This window comes from Actinosynnema pretiosum, assembly GCF_024171695.1.
GTDB lineage: Bacteria > Actinomycetota > Actinomycetes > Mycobacteriales > Pseudonocardiaceae > Actinosynnema > Actinosynnema pretiosum.
In genome coordinates this window covers 273,966-293,901 of record NZ_JAMTCF010000005.1, presented here as the reverse complement: position 1 = coordinate 293,901, position 19,936 = coordinate 273,966, and the positions used below count along the sequence as shown (strand labels likewise).

General features: G+C 74.0%; 15 protein-coding genes. 10 read left to right on the top strand and 5 right to left on the bottom strand.

Annotated elements, in window-relative coordinates; all coding sequences use genetic code 11:
- Window positions 1-11 precede the first annotated feature (11 nt).
- Complete coding sequence (locus LV78_RS12440) at window positions 12-974, top strand: hypothetical protein (protein WP_253845240.1); 963 nt, start codon at window positions 12-14, stop codon at window positions 972-974.
- Window positions 975-1,017: 43 nt separating this feature from the next.
- Here LV78_RS12440 and LV78_RS12435 read toward each other — a convergent pair whose 3' ends face one another.
- From LV78_RS12435 to LV78_RS12420, 4 genes are read right to left on the bottom strand one after another with little or no spacing between them, the layout of a single operon-like run.
- A complete protein-coding gene (locus LV78_RS12435) occupies window positions 1,018-1,995 on the bottom strand; it encodes an NAD(P)H-dependent flavin oxidoreductase (RefSeq protein ID WP_301306388.1) in 978 nt (325 codons plus the stop codon).
- Between the two features lie 12 nt (window positions 1,996-2,007).
- Window positions 2,008-3,150: an acyl-CoA dehydrogenase family protein gene (locus LV78_RS12430; RefSeq protein WP_253845238.1), complete on the bottom strand. Its 1,143-nt coding sequence runs from the start codon at window positions 3,148-3,150 to the stop codon at window positions 2,008-2,010.
- Between the two features lie 33 nt (window positions 3,151-3,183).
- A complete protein-coding gene (locus tag LV78_RS12425; protein ID WP_015803105.1) occupies window positions 3,184-3,804 on the bottom strand; it encodes a TetR/AcrR family transcriptional regulator in 621 nt (206 codons plus the stop codon).
- 48 nt (window positions 3,805-3,852) lie between these two features.
- Complete coding sequence (locus LV78_RS12420; protein WP_253845236.1) at window positions 3,853-5,658, bottom strand: AMP-dependent synthetase/ligase; 1,806 nt, start codon at window positions 5,656-5,658, stop codon at window positions 3,853-3,855.
- A gap of 207 nt (window positions 5,659-5,865) precedes the next feature.
- Between LV78_RS12420 and LV78_RS12415 the strand changes: the two genes are divergently transcribed.
- Window positions 5,866-7,110: an acetyl-CoA C-acetyltransferase gene (locus LV78_RS12415; RefSeq protein WP_253845234.1), complete on the top strand. Its 1,245-nt coding sequence runs from the start codon at window positions 5,866-5,868 to the stop codon at window positions 7,108-7,110.
- A 44-nt stretch (window positions 7,111-7,154) separates the two neighbouring features.
- On the top strand, window positions 7,155-9,320 hold the full coding sequence (locus LV78_RS12410; protein WP_253845233.1) for a 3-hydroxyacyl-CoA dehydrogenase NAD-binding domain-containing protein: 2,166 nt from the start codon (window positions 7,155-7,157) through the stop codon (window positions 9,318-9,320).
- Between the two features lie 18 nt (window positions 9,321-9,338).
- Here the strand turns inward: LV78_RS12410 and LV78_RS12405 are convergent, their stop codons facing one another.
- Window positions 9,339-10,004: a TetR/AcrR family transcriptional regulator gene (locus LV78_RS12405; protein WP_253845231.1), complete on the bottom strand. Its 666-nt coding sequence runs from the start codon at window positions 10,002-10,004 to the stop codon at window positions 9,339-9,341.
- Between the two features lie 187 nt (window positions 10,005-10,191).
- Between LV78_RS12405 and LV78_RS12400 the strand changes: the two genes are divergently transcribed.
- The 7 genes from LV78_RS12400 to LV78_RS12370 all read left to right on the top strand — a co-directional run bounded on the left by LV78_RS12400 (window position 10,192) and on the right by LV78_RS12370 (window position 19,903).
- The gene (locus LV78_RS12400) at window positions 10,192-11,421 is read left to right on the top strand and encodes an oxygenase MpaB family protein (protein ID WP_253845229.1); all 1,230 of its coding nucleotides are present in this window, start codon (window positions 10,192-10,194) and stop codon (window positions 11,419-11,421) included.
- A gap of 37 nt (window positions 11,422-11,458) precedes the next feature.
- Entirely contained in the window at window positions 11,459-12,694 is a 1,236-nt protein-coding gene (locus LV78_RS12395; RefSeq protein WP_253845228.1) for an oxygenase MpaB family protein, read from the top strand.
- Between the two features lie 11 nt (window positions 12,695-12,705).
- Window positions 12,706-15,060, top strand: coding sequence for a molybdopterin cofactor-binding domain-containing protein (locus tag LV78_RS12390; protein WP_344621217.1), 2,355 nt, complete (start codon window positions 12,706-12,708; stop codon window positions 15,058-15,060).
- A 31-nt stretch (window positions 15,061-15,091) separates the two neighbouring features.
- Window positions 15,092-15,595, top strand: coding sequence for a (2Fe-2S)-binding protein (locus tag LV78_RS12385; RefSeq protein ID WP_253845225.1), 504 nt, complete (start codon window positions 15,092-15,094; stop codon window positions 15,593-15,595).
- 78 nt (window positions 15,596-15,673) lie between these two features.
- Window positions 15,674-16,018, top strand: coding sequence for a hypothetical protein (locus LV78_RS12380; RefSeq protein WP_253845224.1), 345 nt, complete (start codon window positions 15,674-15,676; stop codon window positions 16,016-16,018).
- A gap of 14 nt (window positions 16,019-16,032) precedes the next feature.
- Window positions 16,033-16,179 (top strand): hypothetical protein, encoded by a 147-nt coding sequence (locus LV78_RS12375; protein WP_253845222.1) that lies wholly within the window; start codon window positions 16,033-16,035, stop codon window positions 16,177-16,179.
- Window positions 16,180-16,741: 562 nt separating this feature from the next.
- Window positions 16,742-19,903: a S8 family serine peptidase gene (locus LV78_RS12370; protein WP_253845221.1), complete on the top strand. Its 3,162-nt coding sequence runs from the start codon at window positions 16,742-16,744 to the stop codon at window positions 19,901-19,903.
- Window positions 19,904-19,936: the final 33 nt, after the last annotated feature.

Here is a 19,936-nt window from a genome sequence, read left to right as displayed (position 1 = left end):
AGGCCGACCCCATGAGAACCCGCTCACGCGCCACGACCGCCCTGCTCGGGGCGGCGGCGCTGGTCCTGTCCCTGGCGCCCGCCGCCGAGGCGCGGGCCGCGTCCTACCTGCGCGAACCGCTCCAACCGGCGTCGACCACCACCACCGCCAGGGACGTCAACCACGCGGGGGTGGTGGTCGGGAGCGCGAACGGCGGGCCCGTGAGGTGGGCCGCAGGCGCCACGTGGCCGACGCCGCTGCCCACCCCGCCCGGCACGTCCGGCGGGTACGCCTCGGAGGTCAACGACAGCGGGGTGGCCGTGGGCATGGCGGGCGGCGCGCCGGTGAAGTGGGCGGCGGACGGAACCGTGGAGGTCCTGCCGGTGCCGCCGGGGTACTCCGGGGCGGTCGCGACCGGCATCAACGAGGCGGGCCAGGTGTCGGGCTACGCGAACTCGCCGAAGGACAACCCCTCGACCATGCCCTGGGCCGCGCGCTGGGCCGTGCGGTGGGACGTCGACGGGGTCATGTCCACGCTGGCGTTCCCCGCAGGCTTCAGCGACGCCTTCGGGGAGGACGTCGGCGGCGACGGGACGGTGGTCGGCTGGGTGGCCAGCCGCGAGTTCATCAGCGCCGCGCGCTGGGCCCCGGACGGCACGATCACCGTGCTCCAGAGCAGCGGCTGGTCGGAGGCGCGCGCGGCCAACGAGGGCAACGTCGCGGTGGGGTTCTACGCCGAGGGCCCGGCGCGCTGGAACCCGGACGGCACGTCGACGGGCTACGGCCTCGGCGGGCTCGCCCTGGACGTGAACGCGGCGGGCGACGTGGTCGGCTGGGCCTCGTTCGCAGGCACGCGGCACGGGTTCCTCGCGCGGGCGGGCGGCGGCGTGACGGAGCTGACCGACCTGCGCAGCGCGAACGCGATCAACGACGAGGGCGTCCTGGTCGGCGAGGACGTCCACGGCTACCCGGCCCGGTGGTGGCCGCAGCCGTGACACCGGCGGTCCGGCGCGCCGCCACGCGCCGGACCGGTCCCGGTCAGCCCGCGCTCAGCACGCCCGCCAGGCGGCCCGCGATGAGCTGCTCGGCCTCGGTGACGATGCGGTCCACCAGCTCCCGCACGGTGGGCACGTCGTCGATCAGGCCCTGGGCCATGCCGGTGCTCCAGATGCCCGCCTCCAGGTCGCCGTCCTCGAAGACCTTGCGGCCCCGCGCGCCCGCGACCAGGTCGCGCACGTCCGGGAACTCGCCGCCCTCCGCCAGCACCTCGACCACCTTGCGGCTGACCGAGTTGCTCGCCACGCGGGCGGTGTTGCGCAGCGGGCGGAAGATCAGCTCGGTGTCCAGCTCCGTGCTCGCCACGATCTGGGCCTTGACCTTCTCGTGCACCGGCGCCTCCCGCGTGCACAGGAACCGGGTGCCCATGTTCACGCCCTCCGCGCCCAGCGCCAGCGCCGCGACCAGGCCGCGCGCGTCGGCGAACCCGCCGGACGCGATCACCGGGATGCTCAACCGCGCGGTGGCCGCCGGGATCAGCACCAGGCCGGGGATGTCGTCCTCACCGGGGTGCCCGGCGCACTCGAAGCCGTCGATGCTGATCGCGTCCACGCCGATCCGCTCGGCCTTGAGCGCGTGCCGGACGCTGGTGCACTTGTGCAGCACCTTCACGCCGTGCGCGTGGAACCCCGGCAGGTGCGCCTCGGGGTTGAACCCGGCGGTCTCCACGATCTTCACGCCGGACTCCACGATCGCCGCCCGGTACTCGTCGTACGGGGGCGGGTTGATCGACGGCAGGATCGTCAGGTTGACGCCGAACGGCTGGTCGGTCAGCTCGCGGCAGCGCGCGATCTCGGCGGCCAGCGCCTCGGGGGTCGGCTGGGTGAGCGCGGTCAAAAAGCCCAGCGCGCCCGCCTCCGCGACGGCCGCGACCAGCTCGGCCCTGCCGACCCACTGCATCCCGCCTTGCACGATCGGGTGCCGCACGCCGAACAGCTCGGTGAACCTCGTCCGCAGCAACGCTTCCCCCCTCTACAGCCCGTAGGTCTTGCCGATGATGTCCCGCTGGATCTCGCTCGTCCCACCGTACACAGTGGACACGACGGCGGACCGCAGCAGCGACTCCATGCCGTACTCGGTGGCGTAGCCGTAGCCGCCGAGCATCTGCATCCCCTCCAGCGCGAAGTGCTTGGCCAGCTCGGTGCACTTGAGCTTGGCCATGGACGCCTCGCGGGCGAACACCTTGCCGGGGTTGGCGTCGATGGTGGCGGCGACGTCGTCGAGCAGCAGCCGCGCGCACTCCAGCTCCACGGCCATGTCCGCGATGCGGTGCTTGAGGGCCTGGAACGAGCCGATCGGCCTGCCGAACTGCTCGCGCTGGCGCACGTAGGCGAGGGTGTCGTCGAACGCCCGCCTGGCCACGCCGAGCATGAGGGCGGCCAGGATCATCCGCTCCAGGTTCAGCCCGGCCATCAGCTGCGCCCAGCCCTGCCCCGGCACGCCGACGACGGCCGAGTCGGGCAGGAAGCAGTCGGTGAAGTACAGGTCGTTGACCTCGCGCCCGCCCATGGTCTCGATGCCGCTGATCCGCAGGCCCTCGGCGTCGGCGGGCACCATGAACTGGGTCAGGCCGCCGTGCTTGCCCTCGTCCCTGGACGTCCTGGCGATCAGCAGGACGTGGTCGGCGAAGTGGGCGTTGGAGCACCAGGTCTTCTGGCCGTTGATGACGTACCCGCCGTCGACCTCGTCGGCCCGGCAGGTCAGCGCGCCGACGTCGGACCCGGCGCCCGGCTCGGACATCGACACCGCCTCGACCCGGCCGCGCACCACGCCGCCGAGGACGGCGCGCTTCTGCTCCTCGGTGCCGAACTTCTCGTACGCGGCGGCGGTGATGATGGTGGTGCCGAAGCCGCTGATGGGGGCGAGCCCGTAGGAGCTCTCCTCCAGGAACAGGCACAGGTCCACCATGCCCAGCCCGGCGCCGCCGTGCTCCTCGGGGATGGCGATGCCGAGCCAGCCGAGGTCGGCCATCTTCTCGTACAGCCGCTGGTTGTGCGGTTCCCTGCCGTTCTCGGTCAGCTTGTCCCGCTGCTCCTTGGTCCCGCACTCGCGGCGGCAGAAGTCCGCGACCGCGGCGACCAGGTCGCGGCGCTCGTCGGTCAGTGCTCGGGGCATGGCGTGCACTCCTGTTCGCAACGGGGTTTCCTGCTACTCGTCCCGGACTGCCGGGAAGACCTCGTCCACCAGGTGCAGGACGGTCCTGGTCAGCAGCACGTGCAGGTCGGCGCGGCTGAGGGCGCCGCGCACCAGCCACTCCCTGGAGGCGGCCTTGAGCATCGCGCCGTGCGCGCGCACCAGCGCGCGCAGCTTCTCCCGGCCGTCCACCACGTCCGTCATCAGCGCGGCTTCCAGCACCCGGTCGGTGGCGATCTCGTCCGCCTCCAGCATGATCCGGTCGATCTCCGGGTCGCCGCCGATGGCCTCCAGGTTGATGGCGGACAGCCACATCTCCCGGTTGCGCTCGACGACCTCCAGCCACCGGTCGACGCAGATCGACACCCGCTCCTCGGGGGTGGTGCGCGGCAGGCGCTCGGAGACGGAGGCGGGGATGACCATCATCTGGCGCACCACCTCCAGGTACAGGCCGCGCTTGCCGGTGAAGTAGTGGTTGATCAGGGCGCGGGCCACCCCCGCCTCGGCGGCGATGTCCGCCGTCGACGCGCCCGCGTAGCCGCGCGCGCCGAAGAGCTTGCGCGCGGCGGCGAGGAGCTGCGCCCGCCTGGCGTCCGGTTCCATCCGGCGCCGCTGCGCCTGGTGCTGCCCGGCCATGCCGACCACCCGCTCTTCCGTGAAAAGGTCCAGCCACCACTGCCGGTGCTATGTGTACATCGAGTCGATGGTCGCCGCGTGCAGCTCGGCGACGGCCTTGCGGCGCAGGCTGAGCTTGGGGGTCAGCTCGCCGGACTCGGCGGTCCACGGGCCGGGCAGCACGCGGTGCGCCTTGACCTGCTCGGCGCGCGACAGCGGCGCGTTGGCCTCCGCGACGGCGTGGTCGAGCGCGGCGAGCACCTCGGGGTGCTCGGCCAGCTCGGGTAAACCGGCGGTGATGCCGTGCGCGGCGGCCCAGGCGGGGGCGGCGTCCTCGTCCAGGACCAGCAGCGCGGTCAGGTACGGGCGGCGGTCGCCGATCACCACGGCCTGGCCGACCAGCGGGTGGGCGCGCAGCAGCGCCTCGACCTTGGTGGGCGCGATGTTCTTGCCGCCGTCGGTGATGATCAGCTCCTTCTTGCGGTCGGTGATCGTGACGAGGCCGCGCCCGTCCACCGCGCCGACGTCGCCGGTGCGCAGCCAGCCGTCGCCGTCGACCACCGGGTCGATGCCGCCGTCCGCGCGCAGGTAGCCCTCGCAGACGACGGGTCCGCGCACGAGCAGCTCCCCGTCCTCGGCCACGGCGACCTCCACGCCCGGCATGGGCGCGCCGACCGCGCCGGTGGCGAACAGGTCCGGGGTGCTGACGGTGGCGGCGCCGGTGGTCTCGGACAGGCCCCACACCTCCAGCACCGGGAGTCCGAGTCCCGCCAGGAACTCCAGCACCGGCACCGGGATCGGGGCGGCGCCGCTGTAGGCGCGCACGCACTCGTCCAGGCCGATCGCGGCGCGGATCGGGCGCAGCACGGCGGCGTCCAGGGCTCGGGCGCGCTCGGCCAGGTCCTCGGGGATCCCGGCGCCATCGGCGCGCAGCCGGTGCGCCTCGAAGGCGGTGCGGCGGGCGGCCTCGACGGGGGCGGCGTGCTCGGGCGGCAGCGCGGAGAGCTTGGCGCGCAGGCCGGTGACCAGCTTCTCCCACACCCTGGGGACGCCGAAGATCCCGTGCGGGCGGACGGCGAGCAGGGTGGGCAGGAGCTGCTTGGGGTCCGGGCAGGTGGTGACGTGCCCGGCGTTGCAGATCGGCAGGTAGACGCCGAGGACGCGCTCGGCGATGTGCGCCATGGGCAGGTAGGCCACCGTCCTGGGGTGCTCGGGGCCGGGGACCAGGTGCTCCTGCGCCAACGACTCGTAGACCGCGTTGCGGTGCGAGAGCACGACGCCCTTGGGGTCGCCGGTGGTGCCGGAGGTGTAGACCAGGGTGAGCGGCCAGGTGGGGCCGACCGCGTCGGTGAGCGCCTCGAACGCGGCGTCGGGGGTGGTGGGCTCGCCGCGCAGCTCGGCGTAGCCGACGAAGCGCGGGTCGCCGGACGGCAGGGCGGCCGGGTCGAGCACGACGACGGTGCGCAGGTTCGGCAGGTCGTCGAGCACCGGCCGCCAGCGGGCGAGCTGCTCGGCGCCCTCCAGGACGATGGTGGTAGCCCTGCTGTGCCTGGCGATGTGGCCGATCTGCTCGGTGCTGAGGGTGTCGTAGGTGCTGCACGGCACCGCGCCGAGGTGGACGGCGGCCAGGTCGGTGGTCCAGTGCTCGGGGCGCTTGGACATGGCGATGAGCACCCGGTCGCCCCGGCGGATCCCCAGCGCGGCCAGTCCCCTGGTGAGGGTGGCGACCTCGGCGCGCAGCCGCGACCAGGTCAGGGTGGTCCCGCCGGAGGTGAGCGCGGGGTGGTCGGGGAACAGCTCGGCGTCGCGCCGGAGCAGCCGGGTGATCGTCGCCTCCCGCGCGGACTCGTGCAGCAGCTCTGCTGTGGTCGTCACGTCAGGTTCCCCTCCATCGTGGTCCCGTGCGGGCTTCCCGGAGCGCCACCACCCTGCATCGCTTGTTGCCAAGGTGTCAACAAGCATCCACCGGATGTCCGCAGTGGCATCGATAAAGACACCGGAAAGCTCTATCAGCCAGCGGTTTGCTCCCCCGGCCGCGCTATTGACACTTCGTCAACAACTGCCAGTATCGGGGGGCCGGGGATGCGCTGTCGCCGGCGGGGAGGGAGTGCGAGCACAGTGAGCGAGGCATTCATCTACGACGCGATCCGCACCCCGAGGGGCAAGGGTCGCGGTGGCGCGCTGCACCACGTCAAACCGGTGTCGCTGGTGGCCGGGCTGATCCGGGAGGTCGGCGCCAGGCACCCCGGCCTCGATCCCGCCCGGATCGACGACGTCGTGCTCGGCGTGGTCACCCCGGTCGGCGACCAGGGCATGAACCTGGGCAAGACCGCCGCGCTGGTGGCCGGGCTGCCCGACGAGGTCGCCGGGTTCCAGCTGAACCGGTACTGCGCCTCGGGGTTGGAGGCGGTGAACCTGGCCGCGCAGAAGGTCAGGGGCGGCTGGGAGCAGCTGGTGCTGGCCGGTGGCGTGGAGTCGATGTCGCGGGTGCCGATGGGCTCCGACGGCGGGCCGATGGCCACCGACCCGGAGACCGCCTACGACATCCCGTTCGTGCCGCAGGGCGTGAGCGCCGACCTGATCGCCACCATCGAGGGCTTCTCGCGCGCCGACGTCGACGAGTACGCGCTGCGCTCGCAGCGGCTCGCGGCGGCGGCGTGGAGCGGCGGGCACTTCACCAAGTCCGTGGCGCCGGTCAAGGACCGCAACGGGGTCACCGTGCTGGCCGAGGACGAGCACCCCCGGCCGTCCACGACGCCGGAGGCGCTGGCCGGGCTCAAGCCCTCGTTCGCCGCGATCGGCGAGGCGGGCGGGTTCGACGCGGTGGCGCTGCAGAAGTACCACCGGGTCGAGCGGATCGAGCACGTGCACACGCCGGGCAACTCCTCCGGAGTGGTGGACGGCGCGGCGCTGGTGCTGGTCGGCTCCGAGCGGGCCGGGCGCGAGCTGGGGCTGACCCCGCGCGCCCGCGTGGTGGCCGCCGCCGTGAGCGGGGCCGACCCGACGATCATGCTGACCGGTCCGGCGCCCGCGACGCGGAAGGCCTTGGCGCTGGCGGGCCTGACCGTGGACGACATCGACCTGTTCGAGATCAACGAGGCGTTCGCGGCGGTGGTGCTGCGCTACGTCAAGGACCTGGACCTGCCGTGGGACAAGGTCAACGTCAACGGCGGCGCGATCGCCATGGGCCACCCGCTGGGCGCGACCGGGGCGATGCTCGTGGGCACCGTCGTGGACGAGCTGGAGCGGCGCGACGCGCGGCGGGCCGTGGTGACCCTGTGCGCGGGTGGCGGCATCGGCATCGCCACCGTGATCGAGCGCGTGTGAGCGCGCCGCACCCCCAGGACCCCGCGAGCCGGGAAGGAGCACCGATGCGGGAGCAGGACATGATCGGTTGGGAGCGGGGCGAGGACGGCGTCGTCGTGCTGACGATGGACGACCCCGACCACCCGGTCAACACGATGAACCCGGCCTACCGGACGTCGATGGAGGCCGTCGTCACGCGGCTGGAGGCCGAGCGCGACAGCATCACCGGCGTGGTGCTGACCTCGGCGAAGAAGAGCTTCTTCGCGGGCGGTGACGTCGGGTTCATGAGCAGGGCCGAGCCCGAGGACGCCGAGGCGCTCACCGAGGTGTGCGCGGTGCTCAAGGCGCAGCTGCGGATGCTGGAGACGCTGGGCAGGCCGGTGGTGGCGGCGGTGAACGGGTCGGCGCTGGGCGGCGGCCTGGAGATCGCGCTGGCCTGCCACCACCGGATCGCGCTCGACGTCCCGGACAGCCGCATCGGGCTGCCGGAGGTGACGCTGGGGCTGCTGCCGGGGTGCGGCGGGGTCAGCCGGACGGTGCGGCTGCTGGGGTTGCAGAAGGCGCTCACGCAGGTGCTGCTGCAGGGCCAGCGGTACAAGCCCGCGCAGGCACTGGAGCTGGGCCTGGTGGACGAGCTGGCGTCCAGCCGCGAGGAGCTGCTGGCCAAGGCGCGCGCGTGGGTGCTGGCCAACCCGGACGCGGTGCAGCCGTGGGACGCCGACGGCTACCGGATGCCCGGCGGGGCGCCGTCGAGCCCGAAGGTCGCGGCGCTGCTGCCCGCGTTCGCGGCGAACCTGCGCAAGCAGGTCAAGGGCGCTCCCCTGCCCGCGCCGCGCAACATCCTGGCGGCGGCGGTGGAGAGCGCGCAGCTGGACTTCGAGTCCGGGCAGCGGGTGGAAACCGCTTACCTGGTCGAGCTGATGATCGGCCAGGTCTCGAAGAACATGATGCGGGCGTTCTTCTACGACACGCAGCACGTCAACTCCGGCGGCAACCGGCCGCAGGGCTTCCCGGCGCACGCCGCGCGCAAGGTCGCGGTGCTGGGCGCGGGCATGATGGGCGCGGGCATCGCCTACTCGTGCGCGCGGGGCGGGCTGGAGGTCGTGCTCAAGGACGTCACGGCGGAAGCGGCCGAGCGCGGCAAGGGGTACTCCGCGAAGCTGGTGGACAAGGCCGTGGCGCGCGGGAAGACCAGCAGGGAGCGCGGGGACGAGCTGCTGGCGCGGATCACCCCGACCGCCGACGTGGCGGACCTGGCCGGGTGCGACCTGGTGATCGAGGCGGTGTTCGAGGACCAGGGCCTCAAGCACAAGGTGTTCGCCGAGGTCGAGAGCGTGGTCGCGGCGGACGCGGTGCTCGGGTCCAACACCTCCACGCTGCCGATCACCGGTCTGGCCGAGGGGGTGACCCGGCAGGAGGACTTCATCGGGCTGCACTTCTTCTCGCCGGTGGACAAGATGCCGCTGCTGGAGATCGTGGTCGGCGAGCGGACGAGCGAGCACACCGTGGCCAAGGCGGTGGACATCGCCAGGCAGATCGGCAAGACGCCGATCGTGGTCAACGACAGCCGGGGGTTCTTCACCAGCCGGGTCATCGGGCGGTTCGTGGACGAGGCCGTGGCGATGGTCGGCGAGGGCGTCGACCCGGTGACCGTCGAGCAGGCCGGGTCGCAGGCCGGGTACCCGGCCCCGCCGCTGCGGTTGATGGACGAGCTGACCCTGACCCTGCCGCGCAAGATCCGGCAGGAGACGAAGGCGGCGACGCTGGCGGCCGGTGGCGAGTGGGTCGCGCACGGCGCGGAGGCCGTGGTGGACCGGATGATCGACGAGTTCGGGCGCGGCGGGCGGTCGAGCGGGGCCGGGTTCTACGAGTACGCGGACGGCAAGCGGGTCGGGCTGTGGCCGGGGCTCCGGGAGCACTTCACCCGCGAGGGCGTGGAGATCCCGTTCCTGGACGTGCAGGAGCGGATGCTGTTCGCCGAGGCGCTGGACACCATCCGGTGCCTGGACGAGGGCGTGCTGCGGTCGGTGCCGGACGCGAACGTCGGGTCGGTGCTGGGCATCGGGTTCCCGGCGTGGACCGGCGGGGTGCTCCAGTACGCCAACGGCTACCCCGGCGGGCTGACCGGGTTCGTGGCGCGGGCGCGGGAGCTGGCGGCGGCGTACGGCGAGCGGTTCAGCCCGCCGGAGTCGGTGGTGGCCAGGGCGGAGCGCGGCGAGCGGTACGAGTAGCGGGCGGCGCGACGGGGCTCAGGGCGCGCGCGGGGGTTCGAGCATCGGCACCAGGAACCGCCGGGCCACCGCGCGCACCTGCGCCTCGTCGTCCAGGTCCACCACGAAGCTGGGGATCGCCAGGAACGACGCGCAGGTGCGCACCATCATCTCCGCGACCAGGTCGGCGTCGACCTCGGCGTCGACCGTGCCCGCGTGCTGCTCGACGCGCAGCTGCCCGGCGACGAACCGCCGCACCACGGCCAGGGTGCGCCCGCCGTCGAAGAGCATGGACGGCAGGACCGCGTCCGGCTCGGTGGACATCAGGCCGCCGATGAGCGGGTTGTCGCGGATGGCGCGCAGGGAGCTGGCGAAGCCCTCCACCACCCGGTCCTGCACGGTCTCGGCCTTGCTCACGTCGGCGGTGAACCGGTCGAAGTAGCGTCGGAACTCCCGCCGCACCACCTGCTCGAAGAGCGCGTCCTTGGTGGCGAAGCGGCGGTAGAGGGTGATCCGGGACAGCCCGGCCAGCTTCGCCACGTCCGCCATGGTGGAGCGCTTGACGCCCATCCGGCAGAACTGGTCGTGGGCGGCGTCGAGCAGCCGGGTGGTGATCTCGTCGTCCTCCGGCTCCGCCGGTTCGGCCCCGGTGGCGGCGGCGGTGAAGGCGACCTCCAGCAGCGAGCGGGGTTCGTCGGGGCCCATGGCTGCGGACAGTACGGGTTCCACGGGCGCCTCCGCTGTCCATCGGCACGATTCAGGAGCCGCGTTCCGGCGTTGGGGTCTGGTGCTCGCCACCGGAGCGTGCTTCCCTGTGAGATACACGGATACAAATCGTGTTTCAGCGTATCAGGCGGGTGCGGTTTCGGGACTCGACGAGGAGTTCGCGGCGATGGGTGGACCCAGCAGGCGGGGGTTGTTGATCGCGGGTGGCGCGCTGGGCGCGGCGGGGGCGCTGGGCGTCTCCCCGATCGCGCTGGCCAGACCGGCGTGGACGTGGTCGCCGGGCGACTCGGTGGCGGGCGCGGGGAGCGGGACCGACCCGCAGTGGGTGTGGGACGACGAGGTCGACGCGCTGCTCGCGTCGGTGGTGCGGCGGGGCGACGTGCCGCGCGTGAACCAGGCCCTGCGGGCGTGGACCCGCAACGACCAGCCGACGCCGGGCGATCTGCCCGCCGACGTGCGGGACTTCGTGGAGCGGGCGCGGCGATTACCTGACTGGGCGGATGAGGGCAGGCTGGACGCGGCGGCGCGGTTCAACGTCACCAGGGGCTTCTACCTGAACCTGCTCAACGGGGTCGGCGGCGGGATGCTCAGCACCGCGATCCCCCGCGAGGCGCGCGCCGTGTACTACTCCAAGGGCGGCGCGGACATGGAGGACCGCGTGGCCAAGACGAGTCGGCTCGGCTTCGCGGTCGGCGACCTGGACGCGTACCGGCCCAGCGGGTCGATCGTCGTGGAGGCGGTGAAGACCCGGCTGGTGCACGCGGCCGTGCGGCACCTGCTGCCGCAGTCGCCCGGCTGGGCAGAGACCAGTGGCGGGCAAAGGATTCCGATCAGCCAGGCCGACGTTCTGGTCACCTGGCACACCTTGCCCACGTACGCGATGCGCAAGATGCTGGAGTGGCGGGTGCCGATCACCGCCGCCGAGTCGGCCGCCTACCTGCACGTCTGGCAGGTCACCGCGCACCTGCTGGGCGTGCCCGACGAGTACCTGCCCGCGAGCTGGGACGCCGCTTACGCGCAGTCCCGACAACTCCTGGACCCGGTGCTCGGGCCGACGGCCGAGGGCGTGCACCTGACCGACGTGCTGCTGGGCCAGCTCGCCGAGCAGACCAGCCCCGGCAGCGTCGGCCGACCGCTGGTGGACGCGCTAGCCCGGTACCTGGTGGGCGACCGGATCGCCGACTGGAACGGCATCGCGCGGCAGCCGCTGTGGGAGACGACGCTCGCGTCCGCGTGGCCGAAGCTGGTGGCGTTCCGGGAGAACCTGCTGCCGCTGCCGCTGGTGCCGCCGATCGCCTGGACCATCGACGAGGCGCTGCGCCGCTACATCATGTTCTACCTGACCAAGGGCCGGGAGACGCACATCGAGATCCCGGAGACGAACCGCCCTTCCTGACCGCCGGCACCAGTGGGCTCGACGAGGAGTTCCGGACATGAGTGACGTCAGCAGGCGCAAGTTGATGATGACCGGCGGGGCGCTGGGCGCGCTGACCGCGTTCGGCGTGACGCCGTCCGCGGCGGCCAGGCCCGCGTGGACCTGGTCACCGGACCAGTCGGTGGCGGGGGCGGCGCCTGGGGCCGCCGCGGGCGTGGACCCGCAGTGGTTGTGGGACGAGGAGGCCGATCCGGTGCTGGCCGCCGTGATCGACCGGGGCGACGTGCCCCGCGTGAACCAGCTGCTGCGCGGCTGGCAGCGCAACGACCAGGCGTTGCCTGCGGGGTTGCCGTCGGACCTGCGGGACTTCATGGAGCACGCGCGGCGGATGCCGTCGTGGGCGGAGACGGCGAAGCTCGACGCGGGCGCGCGGTTCAGCGTGAACCGGGGCATCTACACCGGGGTGCTGTACGGGCTGGGCAGCGGGCTGATGAGCACGGCCATCCCGAGGGAGGCGCGCGCGGTCTACTACTCCAAGGGCGGCGCGGACATGAAGGACCGCGTGGCCAAGACCGCGAAGCTCGGCTACGACGTGGGCGACCTGGACGCGTACCGGCCTCAGGGCACGATGGTCGTGACGGCGGTGAAGACCCGGCTGGTGCACGCGGCCGTGCGGCACCTGCTGCCGAAGTCGCCGGGGTGGTCGGAGACCAGCGGTGGGCAGCGGATTCCCATCAGCCAGGCCGACATCCTCGTCACCTGGCACAGCCTTCCGACGCACGTGATGCGCAAGATGCTGGAGTGGGGCGTGCGGATCACGCCGAGCGAGTCGGCCGCCTACCTGCACCTGTGGCAGGTCACCGCGAACATGCTGGGCGTGTCGGACGAGTACATCCCGGCGACCTGGGAGGCCGCGTACGCGCAGTCCCGGCAGCTGCTCGACCCGGTGCTCGGGCCCACCGCCGAGGGCAAGGTGCTGGCGGACGTGCTGCTGGACATCGTCGCCGAGGTCGACGGCGGGCTGACCCGGCCGCTGATCGGCGCGTTCTCCCGGTACACGATCGGCGGGCAGATCGGCGACTGGATCGGGCTGGAGCGGGAACCGCTGTGGGAGCCGGTGATCGCGGCGGCGTGGCCGAAGCTGGTGGCGTTCCGGGAGAACCTGCTGCCGCTGCCGCTGGTCCCGGCCGCCGCGTGGACGATCGAGGAGGTCATCCGGCGGGTGGTGCTGCTGTTCTTCGGCGAGGGGCGGCCCATCCACCTGGAGATCCCGGACGCCAACCGGCCGTCCTGAGAGCGGGGGCGGTGGTGGAGCGGGAGAGCGCGGGACGGGAGAGCGCGGCGCGGGGCGGTGGACTCGGGCGGCGCGGGTTCCTCGGGTACGTGCTGGCGGCCCCGGTTCTGGTGGCCGGCGCGGAGCTGGCACCGGCGCGGGCTGCCGGTGACGGCGGCGCGGCCGGTGACGGTGCGGTCGGTGACGGCGGCGGCGGTGGCGCGGTCGGCGGCGCGGACCTGCTGCTGGACCTGAACTCGGTGATGACCGCCGCCGCGCTGCCCACCGCGCACCTGATCACGGTGGAGGTGGGCCAGGACGGCGTGGTGTCGTTCGCGCTGCCCAGGACCGAGGTCGGGCAGGGCGTCACCACCTCCACCGCGATGCTGATCGCCGAGGAGCTGGACGTGCCGCTGGAGCGGGTGCGGGTCACCCTGGCCGACGCGCGCCCCGAGCTGCTGTTCAACCAGCTCACCGGTGGTTCCAACACCACCATCGCCACGTACCTGCCGATCCGGGTGGCCGCCGCGACCGCCCGGAGCAGGCTGCTGGACGCGGCGGCGGGCGTGCTCGGCGCGCCCGCCGCCGCGCTGGTCCTCTCCGGGGGACTGGTCACCGCGCCGTCCGGGAGGCGGGTGGGCATCGGCGAGCTGTCCGCCGTCGCCGCCGCCGACCGGACGGCGCGGGTGGCGGTGACCCTCAAGCCCGACGCGGACTTCCGGGTCATCGGCACGCCCCGCACCCGCGTGGACGCGCTGGACGCGGTGACCGGGCGCAAGAGGTTCGCGATGGACCTGGACGTGCCGGGCGCGAAGCCGACCATGCTGTGCCGCCCGCCGACCATCAACGGCCGGGTGTCCACTGTGGACAACCTGGCGCAGGTGCGCGCCATGCCCGGCGTCACCGACGTCGCGGTGGTGTCGACCGGGGTCGCGGTGCGGGCGCAGACCTTCGGGCAGTGCGTCGACGCCGTGCGGGCGCTGCGGGTGACGTGGCGCCCCGGCCCGGTGGGCGCCCGGTCGGAGGCGGCGGTGCTGGCGGAGCTGCGCGCGGCCGAACCGCCGCTGGGCCCCGCGCCGCCGCTGACGCAGACCGTGGAGGACGTGTTCACCTTCCACTTCAGGGGCAACAGCGCGCTGGAGCCGAACTGCGCGGTCGCGGACGTGCGCGCGGACCGGGCCGAGGTGTGGTCGGCGCTGAAGTCGCCGATCGTGGCGAAGAAGGAGATCGCCGCGAAGCTCGGGCTGCCGCCGAGCGCGGTCACCGTGCACGTGGTGGAGGGCGGGGGCTCCTTCGGGCGCAAGCTGTTCTGCGACGCGGCGCTGGAGGCGGCCGAGGCGTCGCGGGCGTTCGGGAACAAGCCGGTGAAGCTGATGTGGCACCGGGCGGACGACTGCCGCCAGGGCCGGGCGCACCCGATGTCGACCTCGCGGGTGCGCGTGTCGCACCTGGGGTCGGTGGTGCTCGGGTACGCGCAGCGGCACGCGAGCGTGCGCACCGACTTCGGGCACGGGCTCGGCGAGCTGCTCACCGCGATGGCCGCGCGGCTGCCGCTGGGGGACGCGGCGTTCTCGCAGACGTTCTTCCACCTGTCGCAGGCGATGCCGTACGAGTTCGGGGCGACCACGCGGCTGCTCGGCGAGGCGGAGGCGGGCGGCGGGTTCAACACCGGGAGCATGAGGGGCGTCTACTCGCCCGACGTGACGTGCGCGCGCGAGCTGGTCGTGGACCGGTTGGCGCGGAGGCTCGGGCAGGACCCGTTCCGGTTCCGGCTGGCGAAGCTGCGCGAGGAGCGGGCGCGGGCCGCGCTGCTGAAGGCGGCCGACGTCGCCGGGTGGGGGCGGTCGATGCCCGCGCGGACCGCGCAGGGGATCGCGCTGCACGCCGAGTACCACTCGGTGGTCGCGGTCGTCGTCGAGATCGACTGCCGCCCGGAGGTGGTGAACCGGCGGGTGCGCGACGCGGTCACCGGACCTCGGGTGACCAGGGTGGTGGTGGCGGTGGACGTGGGGCTCGCGGTGAACCCGAGCGGGCTGCGGGCGCAGCTGACCGGGGCCGCGTCGGACGGGATCGCGCTCGCGCTGACGTCCAGCCTGCACCTGCGGGATGGGCACTTCCTGGAGGCGAGCTGGGACGACTACGCCTACACGCGGCAGTGGAACACGCCGTTCGAGGTGGAGGTGGTGGTGCTGCCGGGCGAGGGGCGCGCGCCGGGCGGCGCGGGCGAGCTGGGGGTCCCGGCGGTGATGGCGGCGGTGGCCTGCGCGTACGCGCGGGCGACGGGAACGGACCCGACGGTGTTCCCGATCAACCACGGCGCGCTGTCGTTCACCCCGAAGCCGACCGTGCCGCCCGTGCCCGCGCCGCCCGACGACGGCGCCGAGTGACCGCCGTTCCCCCTGCCGCGAGGAGACCCCCGTGCCCGAGCACACCTTCCGCCTCAACGGCGCACCCGTGACCGTGAGCGCGCCCGACGACCTGCGGTTGCTGTGGGTGCTGCGCGACCTGCTCGGCCTCACCGGTCCGAAGTACGGGTGCGGCATCGCCGTGTGCAGGGCGTGCACGAGCCACCTGAACGGCCGGGAGGTGACGCCGTGCTCGGTGCCGGTGGGCGCGCTGGGGCCCGAGGACGAGGTGACCACGATCGAGGGCCTGGCGGGCGAGGACGGGCTGCACCCGATGCAGCGGGCGTGGCTGGACCTGGACGTCTCCCAGTGCGGCTACTGCCAGCCGGGGCAGATCATGGCGGCGGTGGCGCTGGTCCGGCGGGTGGCGGCCGAGGGGCGCGCGGTGACCGACGCGGACCTGGACGGCATCCGGAACGTGTGCCGGTGCGGCACTTACCCGCGCATCCGCGAGGCGATCCGCGCGGGCGGCGAGGCCATGCGGGACTCACCCGACCAGGGCTTCCCGACCGGGTGAGGTTGGAACCGGCCCACTTCGCCCGGACCGGTCCACCCGCCGGGCGCGCGGGCGGCCACCGGGTCGCTCACCGGGCAGGTGTGCCGGGACGACGACAACGGCGCCCAGGGCGGTGGGGAGCCGGGCGTCGCCGGGCTGGTGGTGCGCGTGACGGGGACCCGCTACTCGTGCCCGCCCGCCGAGCAGCCCGCGTGCGCGGTGAGCCCGACGGCGACGAAGGACGCGGGCGGGACGTTCACCGTGACGGGGCTGGAGAGCGGTGACCACGCGATCACCGTGCCGCGCCCGGCGGCCTGCGCGGACGGGAGGACCACCACCGGGAACGGCGGCGGCACGGTGACCGCGCCGAACCGGCTGTCGCACGTGACGGTGGATCGACGGGTACACGTCCACCGGGTCGCTGTTCGGGATGCGGCGCGCTGACCGAGACGGCGTGGGTGGACGCGGACAGCGACGGGGTGATCGACGACGACGAGCCCGGCCGGTTGGGGTCGGTGGCGGTGGTGCTGCTGAGGTCGGACGGGACGCCGGTGGCGAGCACGACCATCACCGGCGCGCGGGTCGCGCTGACCGTCTCAAGATGATCTCCCCACCCGACCGGAAGACCCCCTGGCCACCACCGGCCGCCCGGCCCGGCTCCTGCTGCTGGCCGGGCTGGTGCTGATGACGGCGGGCGCCGCCGTGCTCTCGACCACCCGCCCGTTGCCACCGGGACGGCACCGCGCGCCCCGCCGCCGCTGACCCGCCGAACGGCGGCCGACCTCACCCCCGTTCGCCCCAATCCCTTGCGGCGCAGCGAAATCCCCCGCCCCACGGGCAACCCCGCCCCCGCCGGATCGGTCATCTCCGAACGACGGGTCCGCGACGCGCAACGCCCCCGTCACCCCCGGCGCCGGCGGAAACCCGCGTCGGGCGGGCCGGTGCGGCGACTTCCCCCCGCCGCCGCACCGGCCCCGCCTCCGCCGAACGGCCGCACCCCCGGCGCGCCCTCTCGACCGAATTCCCCGTTGTGCCCGAAGCGCTCCCGCGCGGCACAGCAACCCCACGCGCCCCGGATCAGTGGGTCCCGGTGACGGCGGTCGTCCGGACCGCCGCGCGAACGAGGAGAGCGCATGGCTCGGAGGACACCCCCTTCCGGTCGGGCTCGTGGCGGTGGTGGCGGCGGCGGTGCTGGCCTCGCCCGCGACGGCGGCCCCCGCACCACCGGTGGGACCCGACCCCGTCCCCGGCTCCCCGACCGGCCCCAGCGGCGCGGTGACCCTGCTGACCGGCGACACCGTCACCCTGCGCGGCGACGACGTCGACGTCGAGCCGGGCGCCGGTCGGGAGCGGATCACGTTCCACAGCACCAGGTCCGCCGACGCCCGGTACGTCATCCCGGCCGACGTGGCGCGGGACGTGGCGTCCGGGAGGCTCGACCGCAGGCTGTTCGACGTGGCCGGGCTGATCGCGGCCGGGTACGACGACCGCAGCACCGACCGCACCCCGCTGATCGTCACCGACGCGTCCGCCGCGCCGCGCCTGGCGGGCGCGGACGCGGTCGAGGAGCTGCCGAGCGTCGACGGGTACGCGGTCCGGGCGCCCAAGTCGCAGCCGCTGCTCGGCGGCGCCTCGGACGGCGCGCCGGGCCGGATCTGGTTGGACGGCAAGGTGTCCGCGCTGGTCGACCGCAGCGCCGCCCAGGTCGGCGCACCGGCCGCCTGGAGCGCGGGGCTGACCGGCGCGGGTGTGCGGGTCGCCGTGCTGGACACCGGGATCGACGCCGAGCACCCCGACCTGGTGGGTGCGGTGGTCGAGTCGGCGAACTTCACCGGCACCGCCGACGCGGGCGACCGGGAAGGGCACGGCACGCACGTCGCCTCCACCATCACCGGTTCCGGCCGGTACCGGGGGATCGCGCCCGACGCGGAACTGGTCAACGGCAAGGTGCTGGACGACTTCGGGCACGGCGACGAGTCCGGGATCATCGCCGGGATGGAGTGGGCCGCCGCCCGCGCCGACGTGGTCAACATGAGCCTGGGCACCCCGACCCCCAGCGCCGCCGACGACCCGATGTCCCTGGCGGTGGACCGGCTCACCGCCGAGACCGGCGCGCTGTTCGTGATCGCGGCGGGCAACGCGGGGCCGAGGTCGCCCTCGGTCGGCAGCCCCGGCAGCGCGACCTCGGCGCTGACCGCGGGATCGGTGGACCGGGACGACGTGCTCGCGACCAGCTCCTCGCGCGGCCCCCGGCTCGGCGACGGGGCGATCAAGCCCGAGATCACCGCGCCCGGCGTGGGCATCGTGGCCGCGAAGGCGCGTGACGGGCACATCGGCACGCCGGTGGACGACGCGCACGTCGCGCTGTCCGGGACGTCGATGGCCACCCCGCACGTGGTGGGCGCGGCGGCGGTGCTGGCCCAGCAGCACCCGGACTGGCGGGCGCCGCAGCTGAAGGCGGCGCTGATGGGCTCGACCGTCGATCCCAGGGGCGCCGGCGCTTTCCGGCAGGGCGCGGGACGGCTCGACCTCGCGCGCGCGATCACCTCGGCGGTGCTGGCGGAACCGGCGAGCCTGAGCCTGGAGCGCCAGACGTGGCCGCACGGCGACGACGTGCCGCAGACCCGCACCGTCACCTACCACAACACCGGTGACCGGGAGCTGGTTCTCCCGCTGACCGCCGTGCTGCGCGACGCCTCCGGCGCCGAAGTCCCCGGAGGGGCAACGGTTTTCCCGTCCTCGATCACCGTCCCGGCCGGTGGTCGGGCGAGCGCGACCGTCACCGTCGCCGTGGCGGACGACGCCCCCACCGGCGCGCACAGCGGTGTGCTGCTCGCGGGTGACGCGGTGCGCGTGCCCATCGGCCTGGACCGCGAGGAGGAGAAGCACGAGGTGAAGGTCGACGCGATCGACCACGGGGGCGCGCCCACGTCCAGCGCGTACTACGGCCTGTACGACGTGGAGACCGGTGAGTACCACAGCGGCACGGGCGCGGGCCCCGCGCTGAGGCTGCCGCGCGGCACCTACTTCCTCCAGGCCGCGGTGGTGACCGGGGACCGCACGACGAGCTTCGTGGAGCCCGCGATCGTGGTCGACGGGGCGACGACCCTGGAGCTGGACGCGCGGACCGGCGAGCGCCCGCGCTACGAGGTGGCCGAGCCGAACGCGACGCCGGTGACGCTGGAGATCACGGTCACCGCGCCGGTCGCCGGGAAGGAGCACGGCACTTCCCTCTACCTGCACGAGCCGGAGAAGACGCTGCTCGCCCCGTCCCGGACCAGCGCCGAGGGCGTCTCGCTGTCGGTGGTCGCGTACCTGGCCGAGCCGGACGGCGACGGCGGTTTCACCGGCGGCGACTACCAGTACGCGCTGCGGACGACCAGGCCGGGCGCCTACCCGCAGGACCCGACGACGGTGGTGCGCGACGAGGACCTGGCCCGCGTCGACGCCACCACCGCCGCGATCGGCGACGGCCACCAGGCCGTGCACGCCCTGCGGGCGCGCGGACCGGTCCCGCAGGTGATGCGGCTGTACTACACGCCGGACGTCGAGTGGTGGCACGCGGTGGACCTGCTGCTGTCCCCGGACGGGGAGCAGCTCGACGCCACGCAGAGCGACGCGGCGACGACCGTGTTCCGCAGGGGCGAGGTGCGCGCGGAGTCGTGGTACCGGGGCGTGCTCGGCCCGGCCTTCCCGAGGTCGCGCCACGGCGACGCCGAGTTCGCGGGCCGCTCGGGCGACCAGGTCTCGTTCACCCCGAACCTGCACAGCGACCAGGACCCGGACCACCACGGCACGTTCTACGGCCGGAGCACGCGGACGGCGCTGAGCCGCGACGGGCAGGTGCTGCTGGAGTCGGACGGGGCGGCGTCGCTGCGGGGCGAGGTGCCCGCGTCGGCAGGCGAGTACGTGCTGACGGCCGAGTCGGGCGGGCTGCCGGGCGTGGAGCTCGCGACGAGGGTGAGCGCGGAGTGGCGCTTCCCGTCCGCGCGCACCGCCGCCCTGCGGGCGGTTCCGCTGCACGTGGTGCGGTACGCGCCGGAGCTGGACGAGCGCAACCGGGCGCCGCGCGGGGAGTTCGAGATCCCGCTGTACGCGCAGCGCAACGGGACCGACGACGTGTCGGGGATCGCGCGGCCGACCGTGGAGGTGTCGTTCGACGACGGCGCGACCTGGGCGGCGGTTCCGGTGGGCGACCGCGAGGGCGGTTGGACGGCGACGGTGCAGAACCCGGACGGGGCGGGGTGCGCGTCGCTGCGGGCGTCCACTTCGGACGGTGCCGGGTTCTCGGTGGCGCAGACGACCATCCGGGCCTACGCGCTGGGGTGACCGGGCGGCCCGGCGCCGCCGCGCCGGGCCCCT